We start from the raw sequence: 20,933 nt of genomic DNA on the forward strand, positions 1-20,933 counted from the left end.
ACCTCGACCCCCATGACCTCTACCAACGATATCCGTCGCAGCTTCCTCGATTATTTCGCAGGCCACGGGCATGAGATGGTGGCCTCCTCGCCGCTCGTTCCGCATAATGATCCCACGCTCATGTTCGTCAATGCGGGCATGGTGCCGTTCAAGAACGTCTTCACCGGCCTGGAATCGCGGCCCTATTCCACCGCGACCTCGGCACAGAAATGCGTGCGCGCCGGCGGCAAGCACAACGATCTCGACAATGTCGGCTACACCGCGCGGCACCACACCTTCTTCGAGATGCTCGGCAATTTCTCGTTCGGCGATTATTTCAAGGAACAGGCGATCGCGCATGCCTGGAATCTGATCACCCGCGAATGGGGCATTGATGCGGACAGGCTGACCGCCACCGTCTATCATGACGACGATCAGGCGTTCGATCTGTGGCGCAAGATCGCCGGCCTGCCCGAAGACCGCATCATCCGCATCGCCACCAAGGATAATTTCTGGGCGATGGGCGACAACGGCCCCTGCGGCCCGTGCAGCGAAATCTTCTACGATCATGGCGACCATATCCGGGGCGGGCCGCCCGGTAGCCCGGATGAGGACGGCGACCGCTTCGTCGAGATCTGGAACCTCGTCTTCATGCAATATCGCCAGGAGGAGGGCGAGATCGTCGGCGAACTGCCCAAGCCTTCGATCGACACCGGCATGGGGCTCGAACGCGCCGCCGCCGTGATGCAGGGCGTGCACGACAATTACGATATCGACCTGTTCAGGACGCTGATCGCCGCCTCGGTCGATCTCACCGGGCAGCCCGAAAACGACGAAACCCGCGCCAGCCACCGCGTGATCGCCGATCATCTGCGCTCGGTGAGCTTCTTGATGGCCGACGGCGTGTTGCCCGCGAACGAGGGGCGCGGCTACGTGCTGCGCCGGATCATGCGCCGCGCCATGCGCCACGCGCATCTGCTCGGCGCGAAGGATCCGTTGATGCACCGGCTCGTCCCCACGCTCTCGGCCGAAATGGGCACGGCCTATCCCGAACTGATCCGCGCGCAGCCGCTGATCCAGGAAACGCTCGAGCGCGAGGAAACCCGCTTCCGCCAGACGCTGGAAAAGGGCCTTGGCCTGCTCGACGAAGCCACCGCGTCAATGGGCGAGGGCGACGAACTGCCCGGCGCCACCGCGTTCAAGCTCTACGACACCTTCGGCTTCCCCTATGATCTGACCGAAGACGCCCTGCGGGCGCGCGGGCTGACCGTCGATCGCGTCGGGTTCGATGCCGCCATGGCCGAGCAGAAAGCCGCCGCGCGCGCCGCCTGGAAGGGCTCGGGCGCCGCCGCCGATGGCGAAATCTGGTTCGACATTGCCGAGCGCGAGGGTGGGAGCGAGTTCATCGGCTATCAGGCGACCGAGGGCGAAGGCGCGGTCGTCGCGCTGGTTAAAGACGGCGTTGAAGTTGGCGAAGTCGGCGTGGGTGACCGTGCGGTGATCCTCACCAACCAGACGCCTTTTTACGCCGAATCTGGCGGCCAGATGGGCGATAGTGGACGCATCGCAGGCCCGAACGGCTTTGCAGCTTCGGTCGAGGACACATCCAAGCCGCTCGGCCGCCTCCATGCGCATCATGCGCTGGTCGAGGAGGGAGGCCTGAAGATCGGCGACAGCGTGCAGTTGCTGGTCGATGGCGAACGTCGGGATCGGCTGCGCGCCAACCACAGCGCCACGCATCTGCTGCACGCCGCCTTGCGCAACAGGCTCGGCGGCCATGTCACGCAGAAAGGCAGTCTGGTGGCGCCCGAGCGATTGCGCTTCGATTTCTCCAATCCCGCCGCGCTGAGCGATGAGGATATCGCCGCGGTCGAGGCAGAGGTGAATGCGGAAATCCGTGCCAACCAAGACGTCACCACCCGGTTGATGGCTCCCGACGATGCCGTCGAGGCAGGCGCGCTGGCGTTGTTCGGCGAGAAATATGGCGACGAGGTCCGCGTGCTGTCGATGGGCAGGCAAACGGAAAAACATTATTCGGTTGAGCTGTGCGGCGGTACTCATGTGGATGCGCTGGGCGACATCGCGCTGTTCAAGATCGTTGGCGAGAGCGCGGTGTCGAGCGGCGTGCGCCGGATCGAGGCGCTGACCGGCGAGGCGGCGCGGCAATATCTGACCGGCCGCGAGGCGATGCTGCGGCAGGCCGCGAGCGCGCTCAAGGCCTCGCCCGAAGAGGTGGCCGAACGCGTCGGCGCGCTGGTGAAGGACCGGCAGCGGCTCGAACGCGAACTGGCCGAGGCGAAGAAGCAGCTCGCGCTCGGTGGCGGCGGCGCTGCGGACGGCCCGGCAATCGAGGAGATCGGCGGTACCAAATATATGGGGCAGGCGCTGGACGGCGTCGATCCCAAGTCGCTGCGCGGCATCCTCGACGACATGAAGGCCAAGCTGGGCAGCGGCATCGCGGCGCTCGCGGCGGTCAACGACGGCCGCGCCGCGTTCGCGGTGGCGGTGACCGACGATCTGACGGAGCGCTTCGACGCGGTGGCGCTGGTGCGGGCGGGCGTGGCCGAACTGGGCGGCAAGGGCGGCGGCGGCCGCGCCGACATGGCGCAGGGCGGCGGGCCGGACGGATCGAAGGCGGTGGAGGCACTTGACGCGGTGCGCGCCGCGCTTGGCGGCTGATGGCGATCCAGCCGGACGGTAATATCGTGATCCTCACCGGCGCAGGAGTAAGCGCCGAATCGGGGCTCGATACTTTTCGCGATGCGGGCGGCCTCTGGGAGCAGCACCGCGTCGAGGATGTCGCGACTCCGCAAGCGTTCGCCCGCGATCCCGATCTGGTGCTGGGTTTCTACGACGCGCGCCGCAAGGGCGCGGCGGGCGTCCGGCCCAATTCCGCGCATGAGGCGCTGGCCCGGCTCGACCGCGAATGGACCGGCGGGCTGTTGATCGTAACGCAGAATGTCGACGATCTGCACGAACGCGCCGGGGCGAGCCGCGTGCTGCACATGCACGGCCAGCTTGCCACCGCCTGGTGCACCGCCTGTGACGGGCGGCCCCGGATCGAGCAGGATTTGATTGCGCGGCCAGCCTGTCCGGTGTGCCGTGCGGCGGGGACGCTGCGGCCCGACGTCGTGTGGTTCGGCGAAATGCCCTACGAGATGGACCGCATCTACGCCGCGCTGGATGTCGCCGACCTGTTCGTATCGATCGGCACCAGCGGCGCGGTCTATCCGGCTGCCGGTTTCGTGCAGGAGGCGCAAGCAGCGGGGGCGCATTGTTTGGAGCTGAACTTGGAGCCGAGCCAAGGCACGCCTTTCTTCCACGAGGCGCGGCATGGGCCGGCGGGGGAGGTGGTGCCGGCCTGGGTGGACAAGGTCTTGGAAGCGGTGGGCTAATTCGTGAGTCTATTTTCACGTCATTCCGGGCTCGACCCGGAATCTAGGGCGAGATGACACTGCCGCTGGACCCTGGGTCCCGGATCAAGTCCGGGATGACGTTTCCAATTAAGGTATTCTGATACGAAGAAGGGCCGCGAATCGCTCCGCAGCTCCTGCTTATCATGTGTAACTCAACTCACAGCTTCTCGGTCAGCTCCGGGACGAGCTTGAACAAATCCCCGACCAAACCCAGATCGGCGACCTGGAAGATCGGCGCGTCCTCGTCCTTGTTGATCGCGACGATGGTCTTGCTGTCCTTCATCCCCGCGAGATGCTGGATCGCGCCGGAGATGCCGATCGCGATATAGACTTCGGGCGCGACGATCTTGCCGGTCTGGCCGACCTGATAGTCGTTCGGAGCATAGCCCGCATCGACCGCGGCGCGGCTGGCGCCGACGCCGGCGTTCAGCTTGTCGGCCAGCGGATCGAGCAGCTCATGGAATTTCTCCTCGGAGCCGAAAGCACGACCACCCGATACGATCACCTTGGCGCTGGTCAGCTCCGGACGATCGCTCTTGGCGAGGTCTTGGCTGACGAATTCGCTGAGGCCATTGCCGGTGGGGCCGCTGACGGCCTCGACTTCGCCCGAACCGCCCTCGGTTTCCGCCTTGTCAAACGCGGTGCCGCGCACGGTGACGACCAGCTTGTCGTCCGAAGACTGCACCGTGGCGATGGCGTTGCCCGCGTAAATGGGCCGCGTGAAAGTCTTGTCGCCCTCGACCGAGAGGATGTCCGAAATCTGCATCACGTCGAGCAAGGCGGCGACGCGCGGCGCGATGTTCTTGCCGTTGGTGGTGGCGGGCGCGACGAAGGCGTCGTGATGGCCCATAAGGTCGGCGGCCAGCGCGGCAACCGCTTCGGGCAGCATATGCGCATAGGCCGGATCGTCCGCGACATGGACCTTGCCCACGCCCGCGACCTTGGCCGCCTTTTCGCCGACGGCGGTGCATCCGCTGCCCGCGACGAGCATGTGAACCTCGCCCATTTGCGATGCGGCGGTGACCGCGGCGAGGGTGGCGTCCTTCATCGACGCATTGTCATGTTCTACGAGAACCAGGGTTTTCATTATCTGAAATCCTTATGTCTGCTCCGTAGCCCTGAGCTTGTCGAAGGGCGTCTCACGAAGAGAAGAAGCGTCCTTCGACAGGCTCAGGACTATGGATATGTTTAAGTCAGGCGACGCCGAGTGCTTTGAGCTTCGCGACCAGCTGATCGATGTCCTCCACCTTCTCGCCAGCTTGGCGGACGGGCGGTTCGGCGACGTGGGTGGTGGTCAGGCGATTGGCGATATCGATGCCGTAATCGGCGGGCGTCTTGATATCGAGCTGCTTTTTCTTGGCCTTCATGATGTTCGGCAGCGAGGCGTAGCGCGGTTCGTTCAGGCGAAGATCGGTGGTGATGATCGCGGGCAGTTGCAGCTTCACCGTTTCCAGGCCGCCGTCGATCTCGCGCTTCACGGTGATGCTGTCGCCATCTACTTCGAGCGCGTTGGCAAAGGTACCCTGCGGACGGTCCATCAGCGCGGCGAGCATCTGGCCGGTCTGGTTCGAATCGTCGTCGATCGCCTGCTTGCCGAGAATGATCAGGCCGGGCTGTTCTTCCTCGGCAACCATTTGCAGCAGCTTGGCGACCGCCAGCGGCTCGACCGTCGAGCCCACGTCATCCGGGGTCTCGATCAGGATCGCGCGGTCGGCACCCATGGCGAGCGCGGTGCGCAGCGTTTCCTGCGCCTTGGCCGGACCGACCGAAACCGCGATGATTTCCTCTACTTTGCCAGCCTCTTTCAGGCGAATCGCTTCTTCGACGCTGATTTCATCAAACGGGTTCATCGACATTTTGACATTGGCGAGATCGACCCCGGAGCCATCGGATTTGACCCGCGGCTTCACATTATAGTCGATCACCCGTTTGACGGGCACGAGGACTTTCATGCGGTTTCCCTTCCTGGAGGATCAGCTGTTTTACGTTGACGTAAACGTTACGTAGCAGTTTCGGAGTTTGAATTCCACCCCGTAACGAGCGGGCCGGGGAGAAGTTGCGGGCTAGGGCTGCCAGATTTTGTTGGAGTTCCCGTCATTGCGAGGAGCCGGAGGCGACGCGGCAATCCAGAACCGATGCAGCGCTGCAACTGTCCTGGATTGCTTCGCCTGCGGCTCGCAATGACGGCTATGTTATCGCGCCACTCAGGCCGCCTGTTTCACTTCCGCCACGATCTTCTTCGCCGCGTCGCCCAGATCGTCGGCGCTGACGATCGGCAGGCCGCTGTTCGCCAGGATTTCCTTGCCCTTGTCGACATTGGTGCCTTCGAGGCGGACCACCAGCGGAACCGAGAGGTTGACCTCCTTGGCCGCCGCGACGATGCCGTCGGCGATGATGTCGCACTTCATGATGCCGCCGAAAATGTTGACGAGGATGCCCTTAACGGCGGGATCGCTGAGGATGATCTTGAACGCCGCGGTGACCTTTTCCTTGTCCGCGCCGCCGCCGACGTCGAGGAAATTGGCCGGGAACGCGCCGTTCAGCTTGATGATGTCCATCGTCGCCATGGCCAGCCCGGCGCCGTTGACCATGCAGCCGATGTCGCCGTCCAGCTTGATGTAGGCGAGGTCGTATTTCGACGCTTCCACCTCCATCGGGTCCTCTTCGCTCTCGTCGCGCAGCGCTTCGACATCGGGGTGGCGGAACATCGCGTTCGAATCGAAGCTCATCTTGGTGTCGAGCACTAGCAACTGGCCGTCCTTGGTTTCGACCAGCGGGTTGATCTCGATCATCTCGCAGTCGAGGCCGACAAACGCCTCGTAGAGCTTCTTGGTCAGCGCGACGCAGGCCTCGGCCAGATCGCCCGAAAGATCGAGTGCGTCGGCGGTCTTTTTCCCATCGGAATCCGTAAATCCGGCCGCCGGATCAATGGTGATCGTGGTGATCTTTTCCGGCGTGTCGTGCGCCACCGTCTCGATATCCATGCCGCCTTCGGTCGAAATTACCATGGCGACGCGGCCAGACGCGCGGTCGACCAGCATCGAGAGATAATATTCATGTTCGATATCCACGCCGTCGGTGACGTAGAGCCGGTTCACTTCCTTGCCTTCGTCGCCCGTCTGCACGGTGACCAGCGTGTTGCCGAGCATATCGGCGGCATCGCTGCGCACATCGTCGATCGATTTGGCCAGCCGCACGCCGCCCTTGGCGCCTTCGGCCAATTCCTTGAACGTGCCCTTGCCGCGTCCGCCGGCATGGATTTGCGCCTTCACAACATATAGCGGGCCGGGCAGCTTTTCGGCGCCCGCCACGGCTTCCTCCACGGTCATCGCGGGATAGCCTGTGGGAATGCCGATCCCGTAATTGGCGAGCAGTTCCTTGGCCTGATATTCGTGGATGTTCATGGGAAGAGTTCCTTGGGCTTCGTTGAAGTCGTTTGCGCGCGGCTTAAGCATAGCCACGCGGGCGTGGCTAGAGGGTGGGGCCAAGGCGAGATTGCGGCGGCGGCGCTAGAGGCAGCCCTCGACATATTGGATCGCGTCATTGCCGGCATGGACGATGCCGACCGTTCCATCCGGATTGATCTCATAGCGGATGCCGCGCGCGGCCGGATCATCGACATAATCGCGATCGCCCTTGGCGGCGGCGCCGTTCCAGAAGGTGAGATATTCGGCGGGCGCATCGGCATATTTGTGCGGCTCGATCTCGATACGGCTGCCCAGCGCCTGCTTGATCCGTGCGGCGCTGTCGCCGACGCCGAAGCCTTGCGGTGTCTTGATATCGCGATTGCCGGACAGCGAGATGCGCGCCAGCTTCTGATCCTCCAGCATGAGGAGCATGCCCTCCGGCGCGCGCACGGGCCGAAACTGCTCGCACTGTTCGGGATCCGGCCCGCCGACCGCATCCGGATTGGCGTCGGGGCCGAGCGCGGCTTCGATTTCGGCGCGGGTCATGCCGATCCGCAGCGGTCCCCAACCTTCGGACGTAAGGATATCGCTGTCCGACGTGGCGACCGCCGCCGGTGTGGGGGTGCTCGGTGCGATCTCGGTTGCCGGGCTGGCCTTGGCCCGGGCGTCACTGCTCTGTGCGCCGGTTTCGGTGGAATTGCATCCGCTCAGCGCAACGCCGACCAGCAAGATCATCGTCCATTTGATCATCATTCGTCTCCCGCAAAATCGACGGATCAACTGGTAACCGCGCAGATTGCTCCCGAAGAGGCGACGACCCCCAGCACCTCGGGGTCCTGCAGCCCGCGGGTGACGCGAACGAATTCGTTGATGCTGATGTCGCCGGGCTTGCGGTGCTTGAACCCGTCGAGACTGGTCAGGCGGCCCAGTTGGGAGAGCGACAGACGGTCGACCATCCGCTCGCTCATGCAATCGGCCAGCGGATAGGACAGGCCGAGCCCGGTGAGCCCGTTGCGCACCCGCGTCTGCGGCGTGGCGCAGGCGGTCAAAGTCAGAGCAATGAGGAAAGCTGGAAGAAATTTAAACCGGGCCATTATTAAATCTCCGTAGCCCTGAGCTTGTCGAAGGGCGCTTTTCGTCGAGAAACAACGCTAAGGCGAGAAACGTCCTTCGACAAGCTCAGGACTACGGATTGGCGGAGAGTCTATCCCTGTTCCTTCGCCCGCTCGATCGCCTCCAAAATGATCCGCCTGGCCTCGTCGGCATCGCCCCAATGGCCCACGCGGACCCATTTCTCGGGCTCCAGATCCTTGTAGTGCGTGAAGAAATGCTCGATCTGCTGCATCACGATCTCGGGCAGGTCGCCGCCCTGGCCGATCTTGCGATAATAGGGGAAGGTCGCATCGATCGGCACGCAGAGCAGCTTCTCGTCGCCGCCATGTTCGTCTTCCAGATTGAGCACCGCGATCGGCCGAGTGCGCACCACGCAGCCGGGCATGAACGGCGAGCGCGCGACCACCAGCGCGTCGAGCGGATCGCCGTCGGGCGAAAGCGTGTGCGGCACGAAGCCGTAATTGGCCGGATAGCGCATCGGCGTGTGCAGGATGCGATCGACGAACAGCGCACCTGATTCCTTGTCGAACTCGTACTTCACCGGTTCGCCGCCGACCGGCACCTCGATGATGATGTTGAGGCTTTCCGGCGGATTGTCGCCGGTCGGGATTTTGGAGATGTCCATGGGAGATGGTCCTTGGGATTATGCTTTGCGCTGCGCCTTAGCGGCTAGGGTGCGCGGACAGCAAGGCGGCAATCCTCTCAACTTCATCAAACCTCGTCGCTCCCGCGAAGGCGGGAGCTTATCCAGTCTACCGAAGGCAAACGACGGGAGCCAAGAGACGCTGCGGGTTGAAACGCGCGCAACCTGACGAGTTTTGCGGGTCGATCCGACATGGGATAGGCCCCGGCCTTCGCCGGGGCGACGCAATATTTGAAGGAAACCCTTACCGCGCCAAAGGCATCAGCAGCCGGTCCAGCGGCGCTTCGCCATCGACCGTCTTCTCCAGATGGGGATAGCGCAGGCCGCCCTTGTAGTCGAAATCGATGGTGCGGTAGCGCCCGCCGCGCTCGACGATCAGTTCGATTTCCCCGCTTTCCTTCGTGGTGGTGATCGCGTCCTTCATCCTGTCCTTGGAATATTCCCTGCCGTTGACCGAGAGAATCTTGGTGCCCTCGACGATGTCCTGTTTGAACGCCGGGCCGTTCCACATCACGCCGTTCACATTCCCGTCGTCGCTCAGCGACATGCCGAGCGAGTAGCTGAGGTCGAGCCCGCCCTCCTTCTCGATCGCTGCGTCGAAAGGGTTGGGCTCCTCGCGGTAGACGAGCGTGTAACCGCCCTGCTCGAAGCCCGCGATCGGCGCGGGCTGGCCAGGGGTGCGCAGTCGGGCCGTGAGAAAGTCTGCCCATTCATAGGGCGCGACGGCGTTCAGCCCGGCGACGATATCGTCGAACGTGTAGGTCACCTCGCCCCAGTCGCCGTCGTTGATGCCGAAAAAGGCACGCGCGAAATCGTTCATCGAGCGCGCGCCTTCGGTCCGCTCGCGGATGATCATGTCCGCCTCCAGCCATATCAGCGAGCCTTCGACATAATAATCCTCGCTGCGCTCCCAGCTCGGAAAGGGTTTTGGGCGCCTCGCCGACATGATCGGATCGAAGGTGGTGTCCTCCACGCTGCGCCAGTCGCGGCCGGGCTGGTTGGCGTATTTCGCCGCCGCGCGCGCCCACTCGCCCAGCGCGATCTCCTTGGACTGCAGCCCCGAGCGCACGCCCAGGATGATGTCCCAGAAGCTGGTCTGGCCTTCGTAGACCCACAGGAGATTGTCCTGCATCGGCGTGCGGAAATCGGGCGTCCAGAGACCGGCCGGACGGCGGAACTTGCCGTTCCAGCTGTGGGTCATCTCGTGCGGCAGCAACCCGCGCTCCCACTCATTATCCTCCCAGCCCGTGAAATAATCGGGCGCGCGGCTGTTCTCCGAGCTGCGATGATGTTCCAGCCCGATTCCGCCGAGCTGGTCGGTCAGCGCCAGCAGGAACTCGTAATGGTCGAAATGGCGACTGCCGAACACGGCCACCGCTTCGTCCACCAGCCGCTTGTGCGCGTCGATTATCTCGGGCGTGGCCTCAAGGTTCTTGGCTTCGTCGGCGACGACGTTAAGCGTGACGTTCTGGCCCAGGTCCCAGTTTCTGAAATGGGCCCCCGCGAACATCGGGCTGTCGACCAGCGTCTCGTAGCTCGTCTCACCGTAACGGATCGTGCCGGTCTTGCCGCTGGCGCCATCGAGCGCGGTGGCGCCGGTCCAGCCTTGGGGTAGGGTGATCGTCGGCTTCACGCGTATCTGGCGGGTGTAATAGCCCGCCGGGTAGAGCGAAACCTGCTCCCATTGCACGTTCATCATCTCCGGCGTGACGACGATGCGGCCCTCATCGGGAGCGACCGGCGAGAGGAACTGGAATTCGATATCGAGCGCGGCGGCGCCACGCGGTACGTCGACGCGAAAGGCGTAGACGTCGAGCGGATCGCGTGTCCACGCGACCGGCTTGCCCCCGGCACTGATCTTGAGCCCGGCGAGCTGGTCGATCGCCCCGCGCGGCCCGTGCTTGCCGGGCAGCCATTCGGGATAGAGCAGGGTCAGCGGCCCCGCCTGCGCCACCGGCACCGTCTGCTTAACGCGAAAGATGCCGCGCGCCACGTCGGTCGCGTCGACATCGAGCGTCATCGTGCCGGGATAGGGCTGGTCGACCGGCCGCGGCGTGGCGTCGCTGAGCTGCGGCGCGATGGGAGCGCTGTTGGCTGTCTGCGCGATGGCAGGACTGGCAAAGAGGGTGAGCAGGGCGGCGGTGGCGAGGAGGGTGTTTTTCATGGGTGCGTGATGGCGGGAATTTCGGTGCGGGTCCAGAGCCTAGCGGGAAAGGCTGCCTCAACTTTGCAAAACCGTCATCCCGGATCAAGCCCGGGATGACGTCGAGTTTCTCGGGATGATGTCGAGTTTCCGGGCAAGAGCGCTCGCATCTTCCCCCGCGTGGCCATTCCGGCTAACAGCCGCCGCCATGGCCAAGACACAAAGCATCAATCCCGTGCGCGGCACGCAGGATATCTTCGGCGAGGAGCAGGAGCGCTTCGCCCATGTCGTCGCCACGTTCGATCGCGTGCGGCGGCTCTACGGTTTCCGGGGCGCGCAGCTGCCGGTGATCGAGCCCACGCAGGTGTTCGCGCGCTCGCTGGGCGAGACCACCGATGTGGTGTCCAAGGAAATGTACACGTTCGACGATCGCGGCGGGGACAGTGTCACGTTGCGCCCCGAATTTACCGCCGGGATCGCGCGCGCGTTCATCTCGAACGGCTGGCGCCAGCATGTGCCGCTGAAGCTGACGACGCACGGCCCGCTGTTCCGTTACGAGCGCCCGCAAAAGGGCCGCTACCGCCAGTTCCACCAGATCGATGCCGAGATCATCGGCGCGGCGGAGCCCCAGGCGGACGTCGAACTGCTCGCGATGGCCGACCAGCTATTGCACGAACTGGGCATCGCGGACGGCGTGACGCTGCAGCTTAACACGCTAGGCGATGCGGACAGCCGCGAGGCATGGCGTGCCGCGCTGGTCGAGCATTTCGAAGAGCATCGCGGCAAATTGTCAGAGGATTCGCAGGAGCGGCTGGGCAAGAACCCGCTGCGCATCCTCGACAGCAAAGACCCACGCGACCGGCCGATCGCCGACAGCGCGCCCGATATCGACGCCTATCTCAGCGATGAAGCCAAGGCGTTCTTCGCGGCGGTATGCGAGGGGCTGGACGCGGCGGGCGTCGCCTGGACCCGCAACGGCCGCCTCGTGCGCGGCCTCGATTATTATCGTCACACCGCGTTCGAATTCGTCACGGACCGGCTGGGCGCGCAGGGCACCGTTTTGGCGGGCGGGCGCTATGACGGACTGATCGAGAATCTGGGCGGGCCGCCGACGCCGGCCGTGGGTTGGGCTGCGGGGATCGAGCGGTTGGGGATGTTGTGCGAGGTCGAATCCCGATCGATTGATGTCGTGCTAGCGCTTGAGGAAGATGAGTATCTTCCGGAAGCATATCTGTTGCTTAGGCAATTGCGTGATGCTGGTCTCTCGGCCCAAATGATTGCGAGTGGATCGCCGAGAAAGCGGTTCGACAAGGCGACCAAGATTCCGGCCAGCGTTGTGGTCAGCTTGGCGAAGCATCGGGAGCAAAGGTCGACGCGGCGAGAGCAAATGAAATTTTCTATCCGCTCGCTTTCGGACGAAGTCGGCAATCAGGCTGCGCGGATCGTTCAAGATTTTCAGCTTGAGCGGTCAGGAGCGATATGAGCGCAAGTCCCACGCTAGGTTATGTCGCAGTTTTAAGCCCCTCTCCTTCAGGGGAGGGGTTGGGGTGGGGACTCTCGCCAAACGCCGCATCAGATCGACAGCCCCCACCCCCGGCCCCTCCCCTGAAGGGGAGGGGGGAAGCGGCATGACCGCCATTTCCCCCCAACGCATCGCGCAGATCGAAGCGCGCTTTGCCGAGATGCAGGCGCGCATGGCGTCGGGGCAGCTGGAGGGCGAGGCGTTCGTCGCGATGTCGAAGGATTATGCCGAGCTGGAGCCGGTGGCGCTGGCGGCGGGCGAGGTGCGGCGGCTGCGCGCCGAAGCCAATACGCTTCAGCATATGACGGAGGAATCCGATGAGGAAATTCGTCAGCTCGCTTCGGAAGAACTGTTCGATAATCAGCTGGCTCTTGAGCGGGCCGAACATATGCTGGCGCTCAAAATGCTGCCCAGGGACTCCGCCGACGCGCGGCCCGCCATGCTGGAAATCCGCGCCGGCACCGGCGGCGACGAGGCGGCGCTGTTCGCGGGCGATCTGTTTCGCATGTATGTGCGCTTCGCCGATCTCAATGGCTGGAAGGTCGAACCGATCAGCGCCAGCGCGTCCGATGTCGGCGGCTACAAGGAAGTCGTCGCCTCGGTGACCGGACAGGGCGTGTTCGCCAAGCTCAAATTCGAAAGCGGCGTCCACCGCGTGCAGCGCGTGCCGGTGACCGAAAGCGGCGGGCGCATCCACACCAGCGCGGCCACCGTCGCGGTGCTGCCCGAACCCGAGGAAGTCGAAGTCCGGATCGACGACAACGACCTCAAGATCGACGTCTACCGCGCATCCGGCGCGGGCGGGCAGCACGTCAACACCACCGACAGCGCCGTGCGCATCACGCATCTGCCCAGCGGCATCGTCGTCACCCAGCAGGACGAGAAATCGCAGCACAAGAACAAGGCCAAGGCGCTTAAAGTTCTGCGCGCGCGATTATACGAGGCCGAGCGCGAGCGCGCGGCGAGCCAGGAGGCGGATGCTCGCAAATCGATGGTCGGCTCGGGCGACCGGTCCGAACGCATCCGCACCTATAATTTTCCGCAGGGCCGCGTGACCGATCACCGCATCGGCCTGACCCTTCACAAGCTGCCCGAGATCGTCGCCGGCGACGCGCTTGGCGAGATGATCGGCGCGCTGATCGCCGAGGACGAGGCCGAGCGGCTGGCGGCGGTGAATGCGGGGTGAGTTCTTGTTCCCCTCCCGCTTGCGGGAGGGGCCAGGGGTGGGTACCGCCGCCCCCGGCTCGATGCCGGGGGCGGCGATCGACAGGTTCAACGCTCGCTTCGCTCGCGCCCACCCCCGGCCCCTCCCGCAGGCGGGAGGGGAGAAGTTGCATCGATCCTTGGTGGCGGGGATTGTTGGATAGTCCCATGGCCTGCATCCCCGACGCCCTCCGCGCCGCCACCGCGCGCCTCTCCGAAACCAGCTCCACACCCCGCCTCGATGCCGAGCTGCTGATGGCGCATGCGCTGGATATGTCGCGTCAGGACATGCTGCTGCGCATGGCCGAGGTCTCCGTGCCGGACGAATTCGCAGCGCTGCTCGCCCGGCGGGCCGCGCATGAACCGATCGCTCACATCACCGGCCGCCAGGATTTCTGGGACCTGGAGCTCGATGTCACGCCCGACGTGCTGATCCCACGCCCCGACAGCGAGACGCTGATCGAAGCCGCGCAGGAATTGCTGGCGAGCCAGCCCCCGCGCCGCATCGCCGATCTCGGCACCGGATCGGGCGCGCTGCTGCTGGCGGCGCTGCGGCTGTTTGCCGGCGCTGAAGGGATCGGTATCGACGCAAGCGCCGCGGCGCTGGGGATCGCGCGGGGGAACGCCGATCGCAACGCCCTCGCCGATCGCGCTGTCTTTGCGCTGGCCGACTGGCACCAGCCGGGGTGGCGCGACGCGCTGGGCCCGCCAGTCGACCTGATCCTGTGCAACCCGCCCTATGTCGAGACCGGCGCCGCGCTGCCGGACAGCGTGGCGCGCTACGAACCCGCCCCGGCGCTGTTTGCGGGCGTGGGCGGGATGGACGATTATGCCATCTTGCTGCCGCAGCTTGGCGAATTGCTGGCGCCGGATGGCACCGCGATCTTTGAAATCGGCGCGGAGCAATGGCAGCCGGTGCGGGGGCTGGCGGAAGCTTGCGGGTTCGCGGCTGCGCTGCGCCGCGATCTGGCCGGCAAGCCCCGCGCCGTCATCTTGCGCCGCGCTGCATCCGGCGCATAACCGCTGTCCTACACAGGCCGACATGCGGTATGCCCGCATCATGTCCTGCTGCCGTGACACCGGTGACCATAGGATCGCGCTGCCGATCCCCGCGGATTGGGTGAGGGGAGAAAGGCCCTCCCCGTATGCCGCCTTTCGTGAACTTCCGCGGGCTGGACGATGGTTTTGCAAATTCCGCTTGGTTTTCGCGCGCCGAGTCGCTACTTCGGCTATCAGTTCCCCGAAATCGCTAGATTTTGACGCTTTCGCGGGAGCGCCCTTCCAAAGAACAAGCCGATCCGGCGGACGTCTCGGTCCACCGCGAGGCAGGGAAGGCGGACGTGCCCGATGCCGGATAACCGATGGCAGGGCGCCCCGGGGGACCGCAACTTTTACGGTATTAGGACGAGACAGCCTTTATGAACAATCGTCAGCCCAACCGCCGTCGCGGCCGTGGCAACAATAATAACAACCGTCAGCAGAACAATCGCGGCGGAGGCGGTGGTTTCGATCACCAGAACCGCATCGACAATCGCGCCCGCGGCAATGCCGGACAGCTGCTGGAGAAATACAAGAAGCTCGCGCAGGATTCGCAGATGAACGATGATCGGGTGAACACCGAATATTATCATCAGTTCGCCGATCATTATTTCCGCGTGCAGGCCGATTTTAAGGCGCGCCAGGATGAAAAGCACGGTCGCGGCAGCAATGATCGCGACAATGATTCCGACGACGATAGTGACCATGACGACAGCGACAGCAACCGTCGCGGCGGCAATCGTCAGCAGCGCGGCAACCAGCAGAACGATGCGCGCGGCCGGGGCGCGCGCGAGGATGACGATCGTGACGACGACGATTTCGACCAGGATCATCACGCCCAGACGCACCGCGAGCGAGGCAACCAGTTCGAGGATCGCGGCGATCGCGATGCGAACGACGAGCGCGACGAGTCGAAACCGCCCAAGCCCCGTGCCGTGCGCAAGCCGCGCGCCAAGAGGGAGGATGCTGGCCAGGATAGCGGGCTGAGTGCCGACATGCTGCCGCCCTCGATCGGTGTCTCCGGCGACGATGAAAAGCCCAAGCGCAAGCCCCGCGTCCCGCGCAAACCCCGTGCTTTGAACGACGAGCAGGCAACCGCCGCCGAATGATCAAGCTTCAGAGGACTTTGTCCTTGTAATGTAGGACTCGTTGGGCATCATCGGACATGTCCATGGGGAGGGTCCGATGCGTCATCTTTGCGTTGCGATATTGCTGGCCGCGGTAAATGTCCCGCTATGGGGACAAACCGTTTCGGACACGCCCCCACCCGCCGACCGGCCCACCGCCGGCAGCGCGCAGGGCGATGTCGCTCTGACCATCTACCAGAACGGTCAGTCGCTAATTCAGGACCAGCGGCAGCTCAGGCTTCCCGCCGGACGCAGCCGCCAGGAATTTCCCGATGTCTCCGCGCAGATCAGGCCCGAGACGGTGGTGCTGTCCGGCCCGGGCATCGGCATCGTCGAACAGAATTTCGATTACGACCTGCTCACGCCCGGCGCATTGATACAAAAGGCGGTGGGCGAAACGGTGACGCTGCTGCGCACCAATCCCGCGACCGGCGCTCAGACCCGCGAGCGCGCCAAGGTGCTGGCGGCCAATGGCGGGGTGGTGATCGAGGTCGACGGCCATATCGAGGTGCTGCGCGACGATGGCCTGCCGGTGCGCGTGATCTTCGATCAGGTGCCGCCCGGCCTGCGCGCGCGGCCGACGCTTTCGGTCACGCTCGAATCGGCGAGCGGCGGCATGGTGCCGACCAACCTCAGCTATCTCACGCCGGGCATCGGCTGGAGCGCGGATTATGTCGCGCTGTTCGACCAGGCGGCGGGCACGATCGATGTCGAGGGCTGGGTCACGCTTACGAACAATTCGGGCACGAGTTACCGCAATGCCGAGCTGCTCCTGGTCGCGGGCGATCCTGCGGGAGGCGCGCAGCCCCAATATCGGCGGGGGCGGATTTATCCTCCGCAGCCTTCGTCCGGCGGCATCGTGCGGGCGGGCACCGAAACCGGCACGCGCGAGCGGCTCGGCGACTATATCCTTTATCCACTCGAACGTCGCACCGATGTACTCGATGCGCAGCAGAAGCAGGTCAGTTTCCTCGACGTGCAGGGCAGTCCGGCGCGCGCTAGCTACGATTTCCACGTGAGCGGCTTCGACACGCAGGACCCGGCGAGCGCGTCGAGCGTGCTGAAATTCTCCACCTCGGCCCAAAGCGGGCTCGGCGACCAGTTGCCCGAGGGTACGGTGCGCGTCTATATGAAGGACGCCAGCGGCAGCCCGCAGTTCATCGGCGAAAGCGAGATCGATGCCACGCCGATGGGATCGGACCTTTCGATCGTGACCGGCGATGCGTTCGACGTGAACGTGCGGACGGTGGTCGAAGCGCGCGACCAGCGGGGAGATAATCATTGGCGCACGACCATGCGCTACGAACTGACCAACGCTTCGGCGCGCGCTATCACGGTCGAACTGACGCAGGACGGGCTTTATGGCGAGGCACGCGTGATCGAGGAAAGTCTCGAGAGCGATCGGGTCTCGGCGGACAGCGTGCGCTGGCAGGTGCCGGTGCCGGCCAATGGTTCGACCACGGTCTCCGCGACATTCGACACGCGGTACTGAGCGTCGGCCGATGCGGCTGCCGCTGTTCCTGATCGTTCTGATCCTGCTTCCGGCGCATGCCTTTGCGCAGCAGTTGGTGGTGTCGGAGGCGCCCGATTCGGTGTCGATCGCGATCTACCGCGCGCCGGGCCGCGGTGCGGATCAGCCGATCGACCGCAATTACCCGCGCGGTTATGCGCTGATCACCGAAACGCGCACGATCGATCTGCCGCAGGGCGAATCGAAGCTGCGGTTCGAAGGCGTGTCCGAGGGCATGTATCCCGAAAGCGCGATCATCTCCGGCCTGCCGCAGGGCGTGATCGAGAAGAACCGCGATGCGCGATTGCTGTCGCCCGCCGGGTTGGTCGACGCCTATTTGCGGCGCAGCGTCACCTTGCAGCGGACCAATCCGGCGACCGGCGTGGTGCGCACGCAAGCGGCGATCCTGCGCACCGGATCGCAGGGCGGGATCGTGATCGAGACCGATGAGGGTTTCGAGGCGCTGCGCTGCACCGGACTGCCCGAACGGCTGCTGTTCGACGAGGTGCCCAAGGATCTTTCGCCGCGCCCGACGCTGTCGGTGCTGACGCAAAGCGATCGGCCGGTGCGCGCGACGCTGCAACTCACCTATCTGGCCGAGGGGTTCGACTGGGAGGCCAGTTATATTGTCGAGGTCAAGGCTGCAGGCGCAGCAACTGAAGATGCGGCGGCCGATCCCGATGCGGCGCGAAAGCTCAGCCTGTTCGCCTGGCTCACCGTGGCCAATGGCGGCGACCAAAGGTTTCCCGATGCGCAGCTTCTTACCGTCGCGGGCGAGCCGAACAAGGAAGGCCAGGCGGTGCAGCCGCAAAGCCCGCCGGTCTATCTGCGTCTGCAATGCTGGCCGGACGACACGACCAGCGACATTCCACTGCGGCGGCAGGCTAATTTCAATGCGGTGCCTCCGCCCCCACCGCCCCCTCCGGCCCCGATGGCGATGATGGCCGGCGAATCGATCACCGTCACCGGGTCTCGCATGAAAGCCGATTCGGCGATTCCGGTAGCCGCGATCCGGGCTGAGCAGGAGGATTTGGGTGATCTCAAACTGTATCGCGTGCCCGAACCGATCACCGTCGCGGCCAAGGCGCAGAAGCAGGTGGCGATGATCGTGCAGCCGAAAGTCTCGTACGCATCGCTTTTTCGCGGGCGATTCGATACGAACGATCTGTGCTGCGGTGATGGCATGCCGCGCCCGCTCGATCTCGTGTTTCGCATGCAGAACGAGACGGCAGAAGGTCTCGGCCTGCCGCTGCCGCAGGGGCGGGTCGCGGTTTACGAGCCGAGCGAATATGGTCCGCTGCTGGTCGGGCAGACACGGCTCGGCGACAAGGCGGTGGGTCAGGAAATCGAGCTGGAACTTGGCACGCGGGCCGATGTGCAATGGGCGATCAGCGCGCCCGATGAGAAACATCCGCGTCGTTTCGATCTGCTGCTGATCAACGCCGTAGCGCGCGCGGTCGATGTCGAGATCGAGGTGCCGTTCGAACTGCGGCGGGGCAGGGGATTCGACAAGATCGACGGGGTGCCGACCTGGAAAGGGACCATCCCTGCCAATGGTGAGCGGCGGCTGTCGTTCGAGATTCGCAAGCCGCGCGAATAGATGCCCGGGGCTGTTGCCGCGTCAGTCGCCGATATCGACTTCGCCTTCCAGCGGGTCCTCGATGGTCGCGTCATGGCCGCTGCCGCTGGACAGGAACACCAGCCCCATCAGTCCGGCGGACGACAGCATCGCCGCGGTGATACCGAGCCCGGTTGCGATGTAGAGATGGATCGAGACCCAGCCATTGCTGATATATAAAACCGTCAGCGCGCCGAGCACACAGACCGCCGTCGCCAGCGTCATCCAGCGCATCAGCCGCCAGTATCGCCCCCAGGCGAAGGCGGCATAATCGGGATCGTCTAGCTGCGATGGTCTGGGCATAAGGCGGAAGCGATCTCCATGGCCGGCAAGCGTTCCTCATAGACGCTGCGCGCAATGGATACCAAATAATCGCTTAAGCGCTTTGCAACCCGTCCGCGCTTGCTGCATCCTTGTACGCAGGAAGAGAGGAACGAGCCATGACCATTGCGAAACTGCTCGAAGGGCGCGAAGCAAGCGAGATCATCAGTCTGGAACCCGGCACGGACGTGCGCACCGCGATCGCCAAATTGACCGAGCACCGGATCGGCGCGATGCCGGTGATCGAGGATGGCGAGGTGGTCGGGGTGTTTTCCGAACGCGACGTGATCAAATGCCTGCAGACCCTCGGCGAGGGCGCGCTGAATAACAAAGTGGGCGAGGCGATGACTTCGCCGGCCGTGACGGTGACGCCGGATACGCCGGCGCTGAATGCCCTGTCGCAGATGACCAAGCGGCGCTTCCGCCATCTTCCCGTGCTCGACGGCGAGCGACTGGTCGGCTTCGTGTCGATCGGCGATCTCGTGAAATATCGCATCGACCGGATCGAGGCCGAAGCCAGTGCGATGCGCGACTATATCCAAGCGGTGTGACTGGCCTTTCGTTGATTCGGTGCGAATCGCAAAGTTTCGGCAAGCTTTGCGCGCTAGAAACGGCTGATGAAGACCGCCGCTGCTATCGATGATCCGCCGATTCGCACCGCGCCGATCGTCATCACCGTGCTGGCGCATCAGGAGGAGCGGCGAATTGCGCTGTGCCTCGAAAGTCTGCCGCTGGCTGATCCCGGTGTAGCGGTGCATCTGGTGGTCAACGGATCGCGCGACCGTACCGCTGAACTCGGCCGCGGCGTCGCCAGACTGTTTCCGCGGCTTCAGGTTCACGAGCTTCAGCCAGGCGGCAAATCGCGCAGCTGGAACCGATTCAACTTCGATATGCTGCCGGAATTCGGACGAACCCATGTCTTTGTCGATGGCGATGCGGTGGTCGCGCCGGGTTCGATCGCGGCGCTCGATGGCGCGCTGGCGAAGAATCCCCTTGCCAACGCCGCTTCGGGCTTTCCGCTGAACGGGCGCGGCGCGGCGCATTATACCGAGTCGATCCGGCGTGAGCGCGGACTGTTCGGCGATCTCTACGCACTTCGCGGCAGCTTCCTTGCACGGATGAAGGTCGAGATGATTCGCCTCCCGGTCGATTTGATCGGCGACGACGGGCTGGTTGGCGCGCTCGCCAAGACCGACCTCGAGAACGAAGATCATTGGGACGATCAGCGCGTGATGCCGGTGCGGGGCGCAGGCTTCTACTGCGAGCCGGTGAGTCTGTGGCAACCCGGCGGCTTCGTCATGCAGTATAGGCGGATGATCAATTATTCGGTGCGCCACCTGCAAAATCGCCTGGTCAGCCAAATCATGCGCGGGGAAGGGCCAACCGGTTTGCCCGAGCGGATGAGTTCGCTTTATACGGCAAATCGCAAATCGCTGACCCCGCGCACCACCTTGCCCGAAGCCTGGTTCGACCGGCTCGCGCTCCGGCGGATGATGCGCGCAGCCTGACCTCTATTTCGCGAGGAGCGGGCTATTCCGAGAGAATCGGTTCAGTCAACGGCGGCTTGCGCTTGATCACCAGGCGTATCAGCTCGTCCCAGGTGTCGCGCGCCGCTAGGAACAGCAGCGCGATATAAGCGAGACCTCCCGTGATGGTGAGAATCGCCAGCTGGGCGGGCGCGGGCATCGGCGGGAGGATTCGGTCCAATCCCCACACGATCAGCCCCATCGCCGCCGCGGTCGACAATCCCGGCCAGGTCGCGCGCCACAACAAGGCGCCACCGACGCCGATATGTTTGCACGTGCGGATCACGGTGAAGGCGAGCAGCGGCGGATAGGCCGCGACCCAGCCCCATGCGAGGCCGTCAGCGCCGAATCGCACGCCGATTAGAAA

The 20,933-nt window shown here is 64.3% G+C and carries 19 protein-coding genes (1 of these 19 cut by a window edge); 10 read left to right on the forward strand and 9 right to left on the reverse strand.

The features are described from left to right. Window positions 1–12: 12 nt before the first annotated feature. Together alaS and ACOQPC_RS05650 are read left to right on the forward strand one after the other, a co-directional pair. Window positions 13–2,658, forward strand: a complete 2,646-nt coding sequence (alaS, locus tag ACOQPC_RS05645; RefSeq protein WP_420608080.1) for an alanine--tRNA ligase — start codon at window positions 13–15, stop codon at window positions 2,656–2,658. Then, window positions 2,658–3,374 (forward strand): NAD-dependent deacylase, encoded by a 717-nt coding sequence (locus ACOQPC_RS05650; RefSeq protein WP_420607671.1) that lies wholly within the window; start codon window positions 2,658–2,660, stop codon window positions 3,372–3,374. The genes alaS and ACOQPC_RS05650 overlap by 1 nt, the downstream gene beginning before the upstream one ends. A 178-nt stretch (window positions 3,375–3,552) precedes the next feature. Here ACOQPC_RS05650 and ACOQPC_RS05655 read toward each other — a convergent pair whose 3' ends face one another. From ACOQPC_RS05655 to ACOQPC_RS05685, 7 genes are all read right to left on the reverse strand, one after another. Next, a complete protein-coding gene (locus tag ACOQPC_RS05655; protein WP_420607672.1) occupies window positions 3,553–4,482 on the reverse strand; it encodes an electron transfer flavoprotein subunit alpha/FixB family protein in 930 nt (309 codons plus the stop codon). A gap of 106 nt (window positions 4,483–4,588) precedes the next feature. Next, window positions 4,589–5,347, reverse strand: a complete 759-nt coding sequence (locus ACOQPC_RS05660; protein ID WP_420607673.1) for an electron transfer flavoprotein subunit beta/FixA family protein — start codon at window positions 5,345–5,347, stop codon at window positions 4,589–4,591. Window positions 5,348–5,599: 252 nt separating this feature from the next. Beyond that, the gene (gene sucC / locus ACOQPC_RS05665; protein ID WP_420607674.1) at window positions 5,600–6,799 is read right to left on the reverse strand and encodes an ADP-forming succinate--CoA ligase subunit beta; all 1,200 of its coding nucleotides are present in this window, start codon (window positions 6,797–6,799) and stop codon (window positions 5,600–5,602) included. 105 nt (window positions 6,800–6,904) lie between these two features. Then, complete coding sequence (locus ACOQPC_RS05670; protein ID WP_420607675.1) at window positions 6,905–7,555, reverse strand: hypothetical protein; 651 nt, start codon at window positions 7,553–7,555, stop codon at window positions 6,905–6,907. Between the two features lie 23 nt (window positions 7,556–7,578). After that, a complete protein-coding gene (locus ACOQPC_RS05675; protein ID WP_420607676.1) occupies window positions 7,579–7,896 on the reverse strand; it encodes a hypothetical protein in 318 nt (105 codons plus the stop codon). A gap of 110 nt (window positions 7,897–8,006) precedes the next feature. After that, window positions 8,007–8,540 carry an inorganic diphosphatase gene (ppa, locus tag ACOQPC_RS05680; RefSeq protein WP_420607677.1) on the reverse strand — a complete coding sequence of 178 codons (534 nt, stop codon included), beginning with the start codon at window positions 8,538–8,540 and terminating at the stop codon, window positions 8,007–8,009. Window positions 8,541–8,802: 262 nt separating this feature from the next. Next, on the reverse strand, window positions 8,803–10,722 hold the full coding sequence (locus ACOQPC_RS05685; RefSeq protein WP_420607678.1) for a M61 family metallopeptidase: 1,920 nt from the start codon (window positions 10,720–10,722) through the stop codon (window positions 8,803–8,805). A gap of 187 nt (window positions 10,723–10,909) precedes the next feature. On the opposite strand from ACOQPC_RS05685, the gene hisS reads away from it, so the two are divergent. The 6 genes from hisS (at window position 10,910) to ACOQPC_RS05715 (ending at window position 18,701) form a co-directional block, all read left to right on the forward strand. Further along, on the forward strand, window positions 10,910–12,184 hold the full coding sequence (hisS, locus tag ACOQPC_RS05690) for a histidine--tRNA ligase (RefSeq protein WP_420607679.1): 1,275 nt from the start codon (window positions 10,910–10,912) through the stop codon (window positions 12,182–12,184). 145 nt (window positions 12,185–12,329) lie between these two features. After that, window positions 12,330–13,409: a peptide chain release factor 1 gene (gene prfA / locus ACOQPC_RS05695; RefSeq protein WP_420607680.1), complete on the forward strand. Its 1,080-nt coding sequence runs from the start codon at window positions 12,330–12,332 to the stop codon at window positions 13,407–13,409. A gap of 185 nt (window positions 13,410–13,594) precedes the next feature. After that, window positions 13,595–14,446, forward strand: coding sequence for a peptide chain release factor N(5)-glutamine methyltransferase (prmC, locus tag ACOQPC_RS05700; protein WP_420607681.1), 852 nt, complete (start codon window positions 13,595–13,597; stop codon window positions 14,444–14,446). Window positions 14,447–14,844: 398 nt separating this feature from the next. Further along, entirely contained in the window at window positions 14,845–15,573 is a 729-nt protein-coding gene (locus tag ACOQPC_RS05705; protein ID WP_420607682.1) for a DUF4167 domain-containing protein, read from the forward strand. Between the two features lie 76 nt (window positions 15,574–15,649). Further along, window positions 15,650–17,083, forward strand: a complete 1,434-nt coding sequence (locus ACOQPC_RS05710) for a DUF4139 domain-containing protein (RefSeq protein ID WP_420607683.1) — start codon at window positions 15,650–15,652, stop codon at window positions 17,081–17,083. 10 nt (window positions 17,084–17,093) lie between these two features. After that, window positions 17,094–18,701, forward strand: a complete 1,608-nt coding sequence (locus ACOQPC_RS05715) for a DUF4139 domain-containing protein (RefSeq protein WP_420607684.1) — start codon at window positions 17,094–17,096, stop codon at window positions 18,699–18,701. A 21-nt stretch (window positions 18,702–18,722) separates the two neighbouring features. Here the strand turns inward: ACOQPC_RS05715 and ACOQPC_RS05720 are convergent, their stop codons facing one another. Then, complete coding sequence (locus ACOQPC_RS05720) at window positions 18,723–19,022, reverse strand: hypothetical protein (protein WP_420607685.1); 300 nt, start codon at window positions 19,020–19,022, stop codon at window positions 18,723–18,725. Between the two features lie 137 nt (window positions 19,023–19,159). On the opposite strand from ACOQPC_RS05720, the gene ACOQPC_RS05725 reads away from it, so the two are divergent. Both ACOQPC_RS05725 and ACOQPC_RS05730 read left to right on the forward strand, forming a co-directional pair. Then, window positions 19,160–19,591 (forward strand): CBS domain-containing protein, encoded by a 432-nt coding sequence (locus ACOQPC_RS05725; RefSeq protein ID WP_420607686.1) that lies wholly within the window; start codon window positions 19,160–19,162, stop codon window positions 19,589–19,591. A gap of 66 nt (window positions 19,592–19,657) precedes the next feature. Next, window positions 19,658–20,548, forward strand: a complete 891-nt coding sequence (locus ACOQPC_RS05730; RefSeq protein ID WP_420607687.1) for a glycosyltransferase — start codon at window positions 19,658–19,660, stop codon at window positions 20,546–20,548. Window positions 20,549–20,570: 22 nt separating this feature from the next. On the opposite strand, the gene ACOQPC_RS05735 is transcribed toward ACOQPC_RS05730, so the two are convergent. Beyond that, window positions 20,571–20,933: the end of a lipopolysaccharide biosynthesis protein gene (locus tag ACOQPC_RS05735; RefSeq protein WP_420607688.1), read on the reverse strand. It continues 1,134 nt past the right edge of the window; only the last 363 of its 1,497 coding nucleotides appear in the window; its start codon lies beyond the right edge, outside the window; its stop codon occupies window positions 20,571–20,573.

Origin of the sequence: Novosphingopyxis sp., assembly GCF_965218915.1 — a bacterium.
GTDB lineage: Bacteria > Pseudomonadota > Alphaproteobacteria > Sphingomonadales > Sphingomonadaceae > Novosphingopyxis.